Here is a 12968-nt window from a genome sequence, read left to right on the forward strand (position 1 = left end):
TGGTGGCGCAGCGAATACAGCCGGCATCGTGAAACTGACCAGTACATACCTGACGCCTGTGCCGTTGGTCCAAGTCTGCGCAGGGATTGTGACCACCTGGTTGGTAATCATTGTCCCATCGGCAAACTTGACGTAGTCGCCGGTAGCACTTGTGCCGTATTCGATCACAGCGCCTGTAGGTATGCCGCCAGACTGCGAGACCGTACCAAGGAGGTTGGCAGGGCCGAACAGACCTGCCGCGGATAGCAAAGAGGCCGATAGCGGCCAGGCTCCTAGAGCTGCGAGGTTTCTTGCACCGGCCATTAGTACCACCGCCCTATAGCAGTCATGTTCAAGTTGAGAGTGAGTGTCACTGACGTTGGGCTGCAGACGTAGACAGCAGGCCAAGAAGGGACAGAGTTCAAACCAGACGCCGCATAAGTAACCCCGCCGTTGCTCTCTACCAAGATGGCGTTAACCGGTGTGGTTCCAGCCAGAAATGATGCGGGGTATGCGCTGGAGCCCACGGATGGGGTGATATACGTCGACCCATACGCGGTGGTTATCGCCCTCGAGCCTAGCTCCATGCGTCGAGTGCAGATCATGGTGCCATCGGCATACTTGACGTAGCTGCCGTTGGCGTTAGAACCAGACTCAATGATCGCCCCGGTAGGAACTCCGCTAGCCTGAGAGACAGTACCTACGATATCGCTACGACTCAGCTTGGGAGTAAGCAGCGCGTTGACCTGAGCCTGGGTGAAGGTGTTGGCCACCGCGAACGTTCCGAACGCGTGGATCTGAACCACAGCGCCTGCTGGCAGCGCCGGACCTCCGTTGAGCGTTAACGTCGTTGCGGTAAGCGAACACTCAGTCGTCTGCGAAATATCAGCGCCGTTCACTGTGACAAGCGCGCTGCCTGGCACGACGCCGGCCATGGTCAGGCCGTTGCGATCGGGACCACTGAATGAGGTCTGGCCCGCGGTGGCCACATACTCGTAGGTGACGAGTGTTGCCGAGGCACTGCCGGCGCTATCGACCAGCCCTTTCAGGATCCGGCCCTGATTCGCCGACAGAGGTTTGTCGACCGCCGTGCTGGTCAGCCCATCCACGATGTCGGAGACGTTCACCTTGTGCGCGACGTTCTGCTCCGACTGTGCCGCTTGCGCGGCGCTGTCTGCGGCAGCGCTGGCGGAATCACCTGCAGCATCGACCGACAGATCAATTGCAGCCTGGGCGGCTGCGGCATTCTGGTTGAACGCATCCGTCTTGGCCTGGGCGTTTTGGTCAAAGGCGCCCACCACCTGCTCCGCGCGATCCGCCGAGTCTTCAGCGGCTCCCGCCGACGCGGCAGCGTTGCCTTCAGCCGTCTCCGCTGCGAGCTTGGCGGCGCCAGCCTGCTCTGCCGCATCAAGCGCCGACTGCGACGCTGCGCCGGCGTCCGCGCTCGACTGCCCGGCGGCGACTGCGGATTGGTCCGCAGCAGTCGCACTGGCCGCGGCGGCTTGAACAGACGTTTCAACCGATGCAATTTCGGTGCTGATCTTGCTGAGCCGATCCGCCGAGGCCTTCACATATCCCTGCACCGGCGTGATCGAATACCCAGCGCCAGCTGCAGTCGGGCCGGCGTAAGGTGGAGAAATCGCCAACGCGGTATCACTGGCGATGTTCACGACTTCGTACCATCGGCCGTCGGGACCTTTGAATGCGTCCCCTACTCTGCTGTTGGCAATGAACGCAGTGCCCACACCAATCACCGCATTCGAATTTTGGGTAACGGAAACCGTCCCGGCTTTATACCAAGGCATAGAGCTATGTTCCTTTTAAAGTTTGGCAAAGACGGCCGGCATGTAGAAAGCAAATGGGTTGTAGTTGCCAGAGGTAATGGCAAACAGATTTCCTCCGGAGAAATCCCACCAATTTGCTAACTGGCGACTGAATCCATTGTCATCGCACATATCCATACCGAAGGTATTTACAAGCATGTGCTCACCAGCAGGGAAATTGAACGCTACGCGATAATAATTGCGTGTGTAGCCTTGCGTATCCTTGTCGCTCTTGACATAGGTCCAGTTCTGGAAGGCTCGCGTAAACCGAACATACGGCGTGTCGGAATCAAACAGCAATTTCTTGTTAGCGTCCCAGAGCCGCATACCCCAATCGGCCACCGCCTGCGCACCAAACCCAGCGGCAAAGTAAGTGCCGTAGGGTTGTAAGGTTCCGGTGCTATAGGTCCGGATGTAAAATCCCGTCCATGCGCCGGGCGATCCGATGACGCGGGCGTAACAGACTGCGCCGACACCCGATGAACCTGTCGGCCTGCAGAAAATGAGCGGGGGCTCCTGGCTGGTGATGGTTCGCGGAAATGTCGTCACCGATCCCAAGTTAGATTCTTGAGTCGGCCTGTACGTTCCTTTTGCCAAAACTACCAGCCGCGTAAATTCAGAATCAACCGTGACGACACCATCGTCATTGCTGTATTGCAGACCAAACGTCATCAGTTGAACCTTATTACAATGAGCCGCATGGTTACTTGAGTGGTCGCGCTGTATTCGGGGCGGCTGCGGTTATAGTTGTAGACACGGACTGCACCGCTGATTACTTCGGTTTCAAGTTGCTTATCGAAATCACTATAAGCACCTATGGGAACAACGAAAGCGCTTGCATTCGCCGTAGTAATGCCGGGAATGGAGATTGTTTGAGAGGAAGCAGTCTTTCCTCCAGTTACTATCCCGCTATACACCACCCGCATGGTGAACGAACTTTCATCGAGCACGACGTTGCCAAGTTCGTCCCATATTTTCAGTCCGAAACTCATGCGGACAGATCCCCAAGCTGGACACGAAGCGTGCCGGCAGAATCGAACACCTTGATGGCGCGGTTGGTTACGGTCAGACGACCGCTGCCAGCGACCACACCGTTGATTTCGAGCGTTCCATCCTTGTTGAGGCGCCAGCCAGTCTGCCCGGCCACGTAGTTGGTGGAGGCGATAAAGCTGCCGATCTTCGCATTGGTGATCGTGCCGTCTTGGATGAACGCCTGATTGATGAAGACCTGACCACCCTGAACAGCAAATGGGACCGCCACGGCGCCGCCGGCGATGGTGTTCACGATCGCAAACCTGTCTGCCGACACCAGGAACTGGCTTTGCAACCCGGCAGGCGTGTTCTCGATCCCGAGCCCGATCCCCGCCGTCACATACTGGCCAGTCTTGGAGTTGTACTGCATCTTCACCGACCACGAGGCGTCTAGCTTGCCGTCGATGTCACTGATGATCTGCGACTGCGTCTGGATGTCGGTGCTGTTGCCATCGACGTCCGTATGCAACTGCTGGAGCGCCAGCGCGGTAGCTTCTTCATTGGTCGCGATGACCTGCTCGAGCTCGTTGATCTTCGCGCCGATGTTGTCGCCGACCTCGGCCTGCAGCTGGGTGATGCGCTGGGCCAGCGCCTCGTCGGCAGTAGAGCGCACAGTGATTTCCTGAGCGAAACTCGCTGCACTGTCCCAGCCGTTGAGTGCATCCTGCAGATCGCCGTCGCCATCATCCTCGCGATAATTGGCTCTCAGTGCCTCGAGGCTGGAGGCTTGCGCGGTCACGACACCGTCGAGATCGATGATGTCTGCCGTGTTGGTCTCCACCTGCTGCGCGAGGCCATTGGCCGTCTGCACCGTCTCGCCGATGTCGATCCAGTAGGCTTCGTTCGGTGGCGGCGTATTTTTAGGGACGTCGGCAATGGCCTGATAGATCCGGCCATTGCCGACCACCATATCACCCGACACGTACGTTTCGCCGGGCTTGTAAGTCGACAGGCCATCCAGTGCATCGATCTGATCCTGAAGCCCTTCGATCAGATCAATCTTGTCCTGCAGCTCCTGGCCAAGCTCGGTCTCGCCGATTTGTCCCTTGATCAGGTCAAGGACCGGCGCGCCATCTGAACTGCTCTGCCCCATCACGCCGGTGCCAGCCGGATACCATGGACCGATGTTGCCAGTGCGGTCGACCAGCCTTGCCCAGAAGAAGAACGTCATGCCAGCCAGCAGACCTTGCAGGTTGTACTCCGACTGCGGGTAGGCCAGATCGCTGAGCTTGGTCGCGGCCTCCAGATCCGTGGTAGGCCCGTACCAGATTTCAGTGCGCTGCGTGTCCTCCGCGCCAGGCGGGAAAGTCCACCTGAGCGCGATGCCGAAGATCAACGGCATGGCCGTGAGCGAGGTGACTGCGGGTGGCAGACCTTCCTTGCCGTTGAGTTGCGTCAGAATCGAGGTGGCCCAGATCGACGAGATGTCGTAAGCGCTCACCGCCCGCACTCGCGCAACGTAAGCGCCTGCGTAGATGCCTTCGATGTCGACGCTGGTTGCACCGGTGCGCTGCACCTTGATCCAGTTGCCGCTGTCCTTGCGCCACTCGATGTCGTATCCAACCGCCCCGTTCACCGCCGGCCAGCTGATCGTCATGGTGGTGACGGCCAAGCCCTGAGCGATCGCAGTATTCGACGTCAGCGTGACGCTCGCCGGTGCCGGAACGACTGTGATCGGGATGACACTGATCGGACGCTCCTCCAAGCGCGCACCGGTGTCGATGTAAGGAAACTTGCTCGGCTCAAACTGCACGGCCGAAATCTCATACTCGCCCTCGGTAGTGCGCTTGGTGCTGAGCACGCGGTAAAGCGGGATCGCGAGGTCGTCGGCATCGAGCGCCCATTGCGACTCTGCCGTTGGCGTCTCGCTGAAGGCCGTTGTTACTGTGATAGCGCGACCGGATACCGACTGCACGGTACGGCCCTCAGCTTGCCCGCTGGGCAGGTTGATGATCAGGCGGTCGCCGGCTTTTGCCAGAGTGTTTCGGTCCAGAGTAACGACACGACCTGCAGCTGCGGAAATGCGGCCACCAATCTCGCGGCCAGCGAGCAGCGAGTCGGCGATCGGGATGATATAGCCAGGCAGCGGGATTGAGCCTTCCATGCCGGTCTTGAACGTGACTGTCCGGTCCTGGTTGTTGCTCAGCACCACCCATTTACCACGGCGCTGGGCCTCGGATGCTCGGGTGCAGGCTATGGCGCTGATCTCGACCGGCTTATCGCCGAAGCGCCGCTGTAGCTCCGGATCGGAATATGCGGTGACGTCGGTGTCGTAGTTATTCGCCGGGTTGTCGAAACTGACTATGGCACGGGAGTAACGGGTTTTGCTTGAGGCGCTGCCATACGTGAACTTGCCGTCGACAACGTTCGCACGAGTGAAAACGTAGTCGATATCCTGCGTGCGCGGCATGTCAGCCTGAGCGACCAGCTGACCTTGAGCCCAGTAAGTCATGCCGCGGTAGATAGCCGAGATGTCGCGTAGCAGCGTCCAGGCCTCGGCCTTGCCCTGCAGGTTCATGTCACAGAGGAATCGAGGCTCTTGCCCACCCGCGCCATCACCCACCAACTGGTCGCAATATTGAGCGATCCGGTACAGCTCCCACTTGTCGACCATGAAGGGCTTGATGCGCTTGCCCAGGCCGAAGCGGTCAACGGTGCAAATCCCATAAGTGATCCACGCCGGGTTATTGGTCCAAGCCGATCTGAAGGTGCCGTCCCAGACGCCGGTGTAGCTGCGGGCGACAGGATCATAGTTGCTCGGAATCTGCCATTTGCGGCCGTTACAGTCTACGGTCACCGCTGGAATGTTGGTGAACTGCTCAGCGTCGAACTCGATGTAAAGCAGCGCCGTATTCGGATAGCGCAGCTTCGCGTCGATCACCTCGGTGTAACCAGCGATCAGCATGGTGTCAGCCACCTTGTTGCTGTTCTGGTTCGCGGTCAGTCTACGTACGCGCAACTGCCAGCCCGAAGCAGCCGGCGGTAGGTCTATACGACGAGAGCGCTCATAGCGAGTGGTGGTCTTGCCATCAACGGCTTCCGTCATCACTTGCTGGTAGGCACCGCCATCCGTGGCGACGTCGACCGCGTATTGAATGCGGTAGCCGCCAACGTTTCCATTGCTGTCTTGCCGCTGGAGCGCCGGCCAAGCGAACCGCAGGCGCACGGCCGATAGCTGAGTGTTGGTGATAGAGCGCACCCACGCCGTGTCGCTGCGCAATTCAACGTTTACCGTTGTTTCGTTCTCGACTGACGGGATACCTGGAATATGCGACTGGTCCACTGCGCCGCTGCGCCACTCCCATTTCACATTGGGGAAATTGACATTGCCGCTCTTGTCGTTGATCGGAGTGTTGTCGAGATAAAGGTCGCGAGCCGTCGGCACCCCGTCGAATTCACCCTCACCGACGGCAATTAGAAGCTTCGCGACGTTGGTCGAGCGCAGGCTATCAGCAGCCTCGGTCGGCGCCTTCGGGCTGCTGCTGCCGCCTTTGGCGCCGGTGATGTCGATCTTTTCAGCTGCGCCCATGCTTTTCTCCAGGCATAAAAAACCGCCAATTGGCGGCCGGGTGTTCCAGTCAGAATTCAGGTTTTGTCTTCGGCGTAGATCGATGCGCTGATGATCGCGCCGCCCCAGCGCCTACGACCAATGCAGATAGGTACCGGGTTGCCACTGGCTGTTGTGTTCTTGGCTGAGCCAAAAGCGTAGGACGGAAGATTTTCAGGCGCGGCGCTTTGGCGAAGTCCTGACGCCTGTGGACTTAATAACTGGATGACTCCGCCGGCTAAAAGCGCAACGCCGGGGCCGGCTAATGCTGGAAACCAGATGCTAGCCACCAGCAAAACAGCACCGAGAACACTTTGCAGAATGCCCCCGCGCTTGCTGCCCGCCAAAACCGGTGCAATTTTCAATTCACGGGTGCCGCCGATATCTAGGCTTTCTACTCCTACATTCTCTCCATTTCGGAACACGGCGAATCGCATACCTAGGCGCGCGAGCCTTTTGATTTCTTCCTCAAAGCCATCCAGGGTGTAGTTCAAGGATTTAAACGCCTCCCATCCCTTTCCTGTGTCCAGCTGCCGCCTGTGGGTACGCCCGAATTTCGTTCGAAGTGGTCCAGTAAGTATGATTGTGGTGACAGGATCATGGTGTGCAGCTGTTGCGGCCATTTTTTCTCCAGGCATAAAAAAACCGCCCGGAGGCGGCATTGAGAGAGGCAGGTTACAGACAAGATCTCACTGCTGACTCCACCGCGCTGCGTCCAGGCATCATCGACCAAGCCATGCGCTGCCGTAGTACAACCGAGCTACCCTTCGCGGTTTTAACGACGTCTAGCATCTCATCGGCCATATTGTTGCTGGCTACGAGGAGGCGATAGCCGTTTTCGGTCTCGGTCATTGATGCGTCAGTACGAGCGTTCTGCCATTTGGGGAACACGCAGAGCGCGTAACGTTTGGGGTCCTTGGTGGTAATCGCAGCGATGCTTGGGTCGTTTCGCTCAAGGTCACCAGTCCCAACACAACCGGAAAGAAGGGCAATTGCTAGTGCCCCTATCAAAATTCGCATGATGATCCCTCATTTAGAAAAGGCCGAGGGTAGCATCGGGCTGGCTGCCCATCCAGTGTGTACAAAAGGCCAGTAACGGGATGGCTTTCGGAAGGAGTAGTGTCAGGTCGCCATCCAATAATCGAGGGAATGATCATGGCTAAAATTACGCGGGACACTGCTCAGTACATATCGCAAGAAAATGTCCCGCCTTCCCTCCTGGGTGGGGTGCCGTGGAATCTGCTGTACGACATCGGAGATAAGGTCCCTGCATCGGGAATATACAGATGCCATGGCTGCGGTCATGAGATCACGTCGAATGCCGGTGATGGATTCCCACCACAAAACCGTCACCAACATGCGGACCCGAGAGTGGCTGTCCAATGGCGGTTGATCGTTCGAACAGAAACGAAATAAACAACGAACCACCTCGGTCCGTTGCCTGCGAGCCCATGGACTGGGGATTGCGCCAACTTCGGCGCGAGCACAAGAAGGAGCTATGCATGAGTAATTCGCCAAAATACGATCATCAAGATGCAATGATTGTTGGGCTAGTTCGGACAGTTCAGGCCTTGACTGCGGTCCTGTATCGCACGTCTAAAGAGCGAGATAAGCTCGAAAACCAACTCAACAAATATCTTGCTCCTGAAAGCTCATCTTTTACGCCTGAGCAATTCGCCGCTTATAAAATCCCACTTGAGGCTGCTCTGCAGATTATTGGGGAGATAAAGGCTGTACAAGAGAACCAATAAGCTCAGTCTTCGCAAGTAACAGCTTGATCTGATCAGTTGCACTCTCCGCATCGTCGCGTATTTCAGCGTCGACGGTGCGTACCTCTCCCTTAGAGGTCATTTCAAAAGCCTGAGCCATTATTTCTCCTGCGGCTTTGCCGCTCACTGTTTCGCGTCTTGATGCCTGAGGATCAGGCGTGTTCTGTCATGCCAAGGCCCACCGAAAACGATGATCTCTGACGGCTTGCCGTAAAGGTGGTGCAGCAAGAATGGCCCGGCTCCATGAACAGCCGTGGGTTCACCGGGCAGATTTGGATTAGAGCCAAGGTAAATTCCGGCGTGGTTGGGATGCTTAGTCCGCCCTACTTCCATCACGATCATATCTCCGCGCTGCGGTGAACCGACACGCTCGAACCCCGCCGCCTCATAGGCCTGCTCGTACAGGCTCGGGCCGTCGGCCTGCTCCCACCATCCGTCCTGCCGCTTGAAGGCTTCAAACTCCAGCCCCCATTCTCGTTTGTACCAGTCAGCGCAGACTTGCCAGCAGTCCCAAGCACCGTGTACGAACGGCCGTCCCAGCAGCGGCGTATGCCCGGTCGGGACAATCGTCCGCAAGTCGCCTTCGGGCCAGCTCAGGATATGCCATGGCAGTTCGGTCGCTTCACACATCGCCAAGTCGCGCGGCGAAGGTCTGCTGGTCGCATCGGGGTGCGAGTGAACTATTCCGATCACGTCACCCTGATCTTCGGCGTCGGCAAAATCCTCTGGATCAATCTGGAACTCTTCTTGAGGGTCTTTGGCGGTGTTTACGCACGGGAGGTACTGCTGTTTGCGACCGTTGCGGATCAGCAACCCGCAGCACTCGCGCGGGTACTCTGCGGCAGCGTGCGTCTGAACTGCCTTGAGGATGTGTTTCAGCATGGTCAGCTCCGCGCAATCAATGACACGGCCGGGAAGCCGCCGAAGGGCAATTCGTTGTTCGCACCCCACCGAGGTTCACAGCCAGTGGTGAGCAGTCCATTGCATTCATCTTGCTCGGGGTTGTCTGTCCGGTTGCCATCTATGTCGAAGTATGGACCGGTGTAACCACAGTTCGGGCCGCGATATCCGCCGGTCATGCACCAGTGGCATAGAGTGGTCATTTGCCGGCCGATGCTCTCACCGCCAACATCGCCAGGACTGGCCAACTCCCATGACACTGTCGCTCCGTCTTCAGAGGTCTTCTGGTCCAAATACCAGACCTCAATTGATTCCTGAGCCGGGTCGGCATTCGGATTTCCCGTGGGGAAGTTGGCCGCATCGATGTATTGCGCCAGCGTAGTTCGCATCGTGAGCTTGAAATCAAGCAGGTCCTGGAAGGCGAGACACAGCGCGGTGATCCTGCCGCTGACGTTGCCAACCGAAAGTGTCGGACGCACCGCTGTGCCGTCGCCGGTGGCCTGGATGCCGTCGATCTGCATCGGCCAGGCACTGTACTCATTACCCTGCCACCAGATCGCCTTGGCAGGCAGCTGATCGGCGTCGGCGCCAGCAGCAAGCAACTCGGCGGCCGTGTGCGGTATCGCGTGTCCATGGAAGCGCAGCACGTCGGCGCCGTAGTCGCTGCCATCCAATTCGAACAGCAATACTTCACTGCCAGGCTCAAGCGTCTGGATTTTTTGGATCAGTGACATCGGCAACCTATGGAAGAAAGGACTGAGTGAACGTGGTGGTCAGCGTGTAAAACCCGGCACCGGCCGGCGATACTGCGGGGGCTGAAGCGCGGTAAAAGCCCAGCTCGCCCAGTGGCGGTGTCCAAAAGAACGATTTGACCCCGGCGTGGCGATCGAGGAATTGCTTGATCTCAAGCGCCACCGGCTCCTTGACCACGAATGTTAGCGGCCATGACTCTTCCTTGTTGTTGGGACCGTCGCCCACGACCTGTTCGTAGCCGCTGCCAAATTTGCTAGACCGGGTGCGATACTCGGGGTTGCTTGTGGCTCCAAGCCTCTCGCACCAGGTGAATGTTTCAACGGGCATTTACAACCCTCCAAATGGCGCCACCCGGGCGTAGCTCTTCGGCGATCGCCTGCTGTGCACCACGCTTCGCTGTATCAGCGTAAGCCTGACCTACAGCCTTCGCATCGCGGTCAGAAGCGTTGCTGCCGCCGCCGTCCACTGTGAAGTTCTGCTGAATGACAACTGAGCCGTTCGACGCGGGAGCCGAAGTTCCGGCACCGGCAGAAGACAACCCAACGTAGCCGCCCTCCGCATAGCCGGGCTTGCCCGATTTGTTCAACTGCTCCAGGTATTGGCGCATGCCTGGCTGCTGAACCACTTCCTTGCGGATGACGACCTCACCGCCGTGCACAACGCCCATCGGTTCGTATTTGCCGCCGTCACCGGTGTAGCCGCCATCCCAGTGCTGGGAAGAAAGCCAGCTCTGATAAGCAGATCCCGTGTATCCCGCCTGGGTCGAACCTGCTGAGCCGCCACTGCCGAATAATGCTCCTGCCGCAGTCGAGGCAATGCCAAAAAGCGCTTTCAGACCGGATGACGCCGCCTGCCGTGCCTCGATCCGCACCAGATCCGCGATGATCGACTTGGCGAAGTCGCCGAACGACGCCTTGCCCGTCAACGCGAAGTTGACGATGGCGTCTTCCATTCCGCCGAACGCGTTCGAGAACAGGTTCTTCGTCTGGCCTGCGACATCTTTCGCGCTTTGCAGATAATCCTGATACGCCGCCGATGCGCCATTGGTCCAATCGGCCTGCGCCGCATCGACGTCTTGGTAATACTTCTGCTGCATCGCAAGACGCTGATTGAGCGCTCCTTGGAGCGCAGCCGTCTCCTTGTTGTAAAGGTCGGTGCTGAACTGGTCCTTGCTGCTCTTGTTGTAATCCGATGTCAGGCGATCAAGCTGCGACTGATACGACTGCTGGATGCCGCGCTGCTCTTGCAGGCGCTGCCGCTGGACGTCGCCCAAGCCAACACCAGCAAGGTTGTTGTCGAGGCCCTGCTGCGCGCTGGCCAGCTGGCTTTTCAGGTTCTCGTCGAACGCCGCGAATTTACGCTGGGTTTCCAGTCCCTTTTCACGCAGCGTGTTTTCGTTCTCGAGCGCAGCGTTGCGCTTGAGCTGAGCCGTGATCAGGTCTTGGCTGGCCAGCAGCGATTTCTGATCGGCCGTCAGCGTCTTCTTGGCCTTGATGTCGGCGAGCTGTTGTTCCCACTCGACCAGCTTTTTCGCACTGGCGCCCAAAGCCTGACTGGCGGCGTTCTGATCGCCGATCAACGCACCCTGCTGCTGAAGCACGGCATACTGCTGCCGAGCGTCATCCAGCGCCTTTGTTCCGGCGTCCTCTCGGTAAGCCTTGGGTGCCGTTTCTTTGTACTTGTCGCGGATGCCGTCAAAACGTTTCTGCGCATCAGCGTCACTTACCCCGGCGGTACCGTTTATCTTCGCCGCTCGGTTGATGTTCTCGATTTCGATACGAGCCTTTTTCAGCTCGGCCGCCATCTTGTCCGCCTTGCTCGCGGTGTCTTCCAGCCCCTTATTGAAGCTTTCCTGCGATTTGATCGCTTTGTCTTGGATGTCCTGATAAAGCGCCTTGGCAGCAGCGCGGTTCAACGTCTCCTGATGGGTGAGGCCAAGATCGGTGATATCCGACTGCACCTGCGAAGCACCACGCCCGCCACCGCCACGCGGCCCGTTACCCAGCCGAGCGGCGTTGTTCAGTTGCTCCTGCAGGAGCGACATCTTTTCTTCGAAGGTTTTCTCGCGCCCGATATCAAGGATGGCGTCCCATGCGCCCTTCGCAGCCGACTTGACGGTGTTCCAGGCGCTTTCGATGGTCCCGAGATTGCTCTTGATCTTGTCTGCGCGACTGCTCAGCGCCTGAGCGTAGGCTTCCTCTGCGACCGCCACCGCACCCTGCTGATCACCTTGTTTCTGCAGCGCCGCTATCTGCTCATAGGTTGCCGCGCTCAGGTAATGCAGCTGGTCGTTGAGATCTTTCGAAGCCTTCACGGGATCGCCGGCCAACTTCTCGAAGTCAGCGACGGTTTCCGATGCCGCCTTGCCTGTGGCCTCCTGCATCTTCAACGCGGCCACGGCAATAGAATCGAAGCTGCTGGCCGGTATCTTCCCGGAGCTTGCAAGTTGAACCAGTACTTCAGACGCCGCTCCGACTGTACCCGTCGTGCGGCTGACGGCCTTGGCCAAGGTCGCAAGACCGTCAGCTGTTTCGCCGGATGCACCACCGGTGAGGATCAACGCTTGCCGATAAGCACTGGCCTCGTCGCTGCCCTGCTTGTACGCCAGCGCCAGCACGGCAGCCGCGGCGGCAGCGACAGTGAAAGGGTTGACCAGGCCGAGCACGTAGCCGCCCAAGGCTTTTGCGGCAGGGCCAAGCCCGCCGAACATATCCTTCAACTGGCCGCCTTGTTGCAAAAACACGGTCAGCGGGTTCTGTCCGCCCTGCAGCGAAACTGCGATATCGGTGAACTGCGCAGGCACACCGCGCAGCGCCGCATTGTAGGCCTTAGCCGACATCGCGCCCTTAGTCATGACCGCGTCGGTCTTGCCAATGGCGTCGCGCTGTTCGTTGAGCTTTTTCAGGTACTCATCGAAATCAGTCTTGTCCAGGCGACCAGCTGCGCGGTGCTTGCGCAGTTGCTCTTCCATTTTGTCGAGGCGGCTATAGGCGCCAACGACCGGGTCAATCTGACCGACAAGGCTGTCGAGCTGCTTGGCCTGCTTTTCGGCTTCGCGTGTCGCTGCCCTCAGAGAGCGCTGGGCGCGGTCCATGCCTTTTTCAAAGCCGCCGGTGTTGGCCACCAGGTCGACCGTCAGTTGGCCGAGCGAATCAACAGCCATAA

General features: G+C 58.5%; 11 protein-coding genes. 1 reads left to right on the forward strand and 10 read right to left on the reverse strand.

The annotated features are described in order from the left end of the window. Positions 1–302 precede the first annotated feature (302 nt). The 6 genes from BMZ10_RS28020 to BMZ10_RS16390 are packed head-to-tail and all read right to left on the reverse strand — an operon-like array spanning position 303 to position 7401. Positions 303–1784 (reverse strand): hypothetical protein, encoded by a 1482-nt coding sequence (locus BMZ10_RS28020; RefSeq protein ID WP_256214521.1) that lies wholly within the window; start codon positions 1782–1784, stop codon positions 303–305. A gap of 15 nt (positions 1785–1799) precedes the next feature. Next, the gene (locus tag BMZ10_RS16370) at positions 1800–2474 is read right to left on the reverse strand and encodes a hypothetical protein (protein WP_093464382.1); all 675 of its coding nucleotides are present in this window, start codon (positions 2472–2474) and stop codon (positions 1800–1802) included. After that, positions 2474–2794, reverse strand: coding sequence for a hypothetical protein (locus tag BMZ10_RS16375; RefSeq protein WP_093464385.1), 321 nt, complete (start codon positions 2792–2794; stop codon positions 2474–2476). The genes BMZ10_RS16370 and BMZ10_RS16375 overlap by 1 nt, the downstream gene beginning before the upstream one ends. After that, positions 2791–6363 (reverse strand): TipJ family phage tail tip protein, encoded by a 3573-nt coding sequence (locus BMZ10_RS16380; protein ID WP_093464390.1) that lies wholly within the window; start codon positions 6361–6363, stop codon positions 2791–2793. The genes BMZ10_RS16375 and BMZ10_RS16380 overlap by 4 nt, the downstream gene beginning before the upstream one ends. Positions 6364–6419: 56 nt before the next feature. After that, complete coding sequence (locus tag BMZ10_RS16385) at positions 6420–7004, reverse strand: tail assembly protein (protein WP_093464393.1); 585 nt, start codon at positions 7002–7004, stop codon at positions 6420–6422. A 52-nt stretch (positions 7005–7056) separates the two neighbouring features. After that, entirely contained in the window at positions 7057–7401 is a 345-nt protein-coding gene (locus BMZ10_RS16390; protein ID WP_093464396.1) for a hypothetical protein, read from the reverse strand. Between the two features lie 482 nt (positions 7402–7883). On the opposite strand from BMZ10_RS16390, the gene BMZ10_RS16400 reads away from it, so the two are divergent. Next, positions 7884–8132, forward strand: a complete 249-nt coding sequence (locus BMZ10_RS16400; RefSeq protein ID WP_093464399.1) for a hypothetical protein — start codon at positions 7884–7886, stop codon at positions 8130–8132. A gap of 141 nt (positions 8133–8273) precedes the next feature. Here the strand turns inward: BMZ10_RS16400 and BMZ10_RS16405 are convergent, their stop codons facing one another. Genes BMZ10_RS16405 through BMZ10_RS16420 form a run of 4 tightly spaced genes read right to left on the reverse strand, consistent with a single transcriptional unit; the run spans position 8274 to position 12966 of the window. Next, positions 8274–9032, reverse strand: coding sequence for a C40 family peptidase (locus BMZ10_RS16405; RefSeq protein ID WP_093464402.1), 759 nt, complete (start codon positions 9030–9032; stop codon positions 8274–8276). 2 nt (positions 9033–9034) lie between these two features. Next, a complete protein-coding gene (locus BMZ10_RS16410) occupies positions 9035–9784 on the reverse strand; it encodes a phage minor tail protein L (protein ID WP_093464405.1) in 750 nt (249 codons plus the stop codon). Between the two features lie 7 nt (positions 9785–9791). Next, complete coding sequence (locus BMZ10_RS16415) at positions 9792–10130, reverse strand: phage tail protein (protein ID WP_093464408.1); 339 nt, start codon at positions 10128–10130, stop codon at positions 9792–9794. Next, positions 10120–12966 carry a phage tail tape measure protein gene (locus BMZ10_RS16420; RefSeq protein WP_093464411.1) on the reverse strand — a complete coding sequence of 949 codons (2847 nt, stop codon included), beginning with the start codon at positions 12964–12966 and terminating at the stop codon, positions 10120–10122. The genes BMZ10_RS16415 and BMZ10_RS16420 overlap by 11 nt, the downstream gene beginning before the upstream one ends. Between the last annotated feature and the right edge of the window lie 2 nt (positions 12967–12968).

Source organism: Pseudomonas sp. NFR16 (assembly GCF_900108875.1).
GTDB lineage: Bacteria > Pseudomonadota > Gammaproteobacteria > Pseudomonadales > Pseudomonadaceae > Aquipseudomonas.

Bases quoted from the DNA above. Each gene is read 5' to 3' on its own strand.
- BMZ10_RS16370 (WP_093464382.1), bottom strand. From the start codon at position 2,474: ATGACGTTTGGTCTGCAATACAGCAATGACGATGGTGTCGTCACGGTT.
- BMZ10_RS16415 (WP_093464408.1), bottom strand. From the start codon at position 10,130: ATGCCCGTTGAAACATTCACCTGGTGCGAGAGGCTTGGAGCCACAAGC.
- BMZ10_RS16385 (WP_093464393.1), bottom strand. From the start codon at position 7,004: ATGGCCGCAACAGCTGCACACCATGATCCTGTCACCACAATCATACTT.
- BMZ10_RS16390 (WP_093464396.1), bottom strand. From the start codon at position 7,401: ATGCGAATTTTGATAGGGGCACTAGCAATTGCCCTTCTTTCCGGTTGT.
- BMZ10_RS28020 (WP_256214521.1), bottom strand. From the start codon at position 1,784: ATGCCTTGGTATAAAGCCGGGACGGTTTCCGTTACCCAAAATTCGAAT.
- BMZ10_RS16420 (WP_093464411.1), bottom strand. From the start codon at position 12,966: ATGGCTGTTGATTCGCTCGGCCAACTGACGGTCGACCTGGTGGCCAAC.
- BMZ10_RS16400 (WP_093464399.1), top strand. From the start codon at position 7,884: ATGAGTAATTCGCCAAAATACGATCATCAAGATGCAATGATTGTTGGG.
- BMZ10_RS16375 (WP_093464385.1), bottom strand. From the start codon at position 2,794: ATGAGTTTCGGACTGAAAATATGGGACGAACTTGGCAACGTCGTGCTC.
- BMZ10_RS16410 (WP_093464405.1), bottom strand. From the start codon at position 9,784: ATGTCACTGATCCAAAAAATCCAGACGCTTGAGCCTGGCAGTGAAGTA.
- BMZ10_RS16405 (WP_093464402.1), bottom strand. From the start codon at position 9,032: ATGCTGAAACACATCCTCAAGGCAGTTCAGACGCACGCTGCCGCAGAG.
- BMZ10_RS16380 (WP_093464390.1), bottom strand. From the start codon at position 6,363: ATGGGCGCAGCTGAAAAGATCGACATCACCGGCGCCAAAGGCGGCAGC.